Origin of the sequence: Microvirga tunisiensis, assembly GCF_009296175.1 — a bacterium.
Taxonomy (GTDB): Bacteria; Pseudomonadota; Alphaproteobacteria; order Rhizobiales; family Beijerinckiaceae; genus Microvirga; species Microvirga tunisiensis.
On sequence record NZ_VOSK01000961.1, the window covers coordinates 1 to 624 of the forward strand.

The 624-nt window shown below is 65.4% G+C and carries 1 protein-coding gene; it reads left to right on the forward strand.

The window, feature by feature from the left end:
- Positions 1 to 201 precede the first annotated feature (201 nt).
- Positions 202 to 501 (forward strand): IS630 transposase-related protein, encoded by a 300-nt coding sequence (locus FS320_RS44740; protein ID WP_152718816.1) that lies wholly within the window; start codon positions 202 to 204, stop codon positions 499 to 501.
- Positions 502 to 624 lie beyond the last annotated feature (123 nt).

Consider the following 624-nt stretch of genomic DNA (forward strand, 5'->3'; position numbering starts at 1 on the left):
CCGCCTTCGGTTGAGGCCGTCGAGCACTGGTCGGTGTGGCGCCGGCGCCATCAGCAGCGGGCGCGCGAATGCCACTGGCGCAAACGCACCCGACGCCGACGCAAGGCCCGGCTGTAGTACTAGAGCATCGGACTGGAAATTCGAATCCTGGTTTTGGCCTGGTGCGATCTGTGATTCACTGGCTGGAACGGGAGGTGGATCATGGGTCATTGCTATTCCCTGGATCTTCGGGTGCGGGTGGCTGACTTTGTCGAGGCGGGTCATTCCTGCCGGGCGGCCGCCCAGCACTTTGACGTCAGCGAGAGCTTCGCCATCAAGCTGGTGCGGCGGACCCGGGACACCGGCTCGCCGGCGCCGGCCCGGCAAGGCCGCCCGCCCGGAGGCGGCAAGCTGATGGCTTACGAGAGCTTCCTGATCCAGACGGTCGAGGCAAGGCCGGCCATCACCATGCCCGAATTGGCCGCACGACTGCTGGAGGAACACGGGGTGGTGGCGGCTTGAACCGCGCCGGGATTCCCGGAGGCTCCAACTCCTGACAGGATGGAGCTATGACCAAGAGAACACCCCCCTATTCACCAGAGGTCCGCGAGCGGGCGGTCCGAATGGTTTTCGATCACCGGAACG

Bases quoted from the DNA above. Each gene is read 5' to 3' on its own strand.
- FS320_RS44740 (WP_152718816.1), top strand. From the start codon at position 202: ATGGGTCATTGCTATTCCCTGGATCTTCGGGTGCGGGTGGCTGACTTT.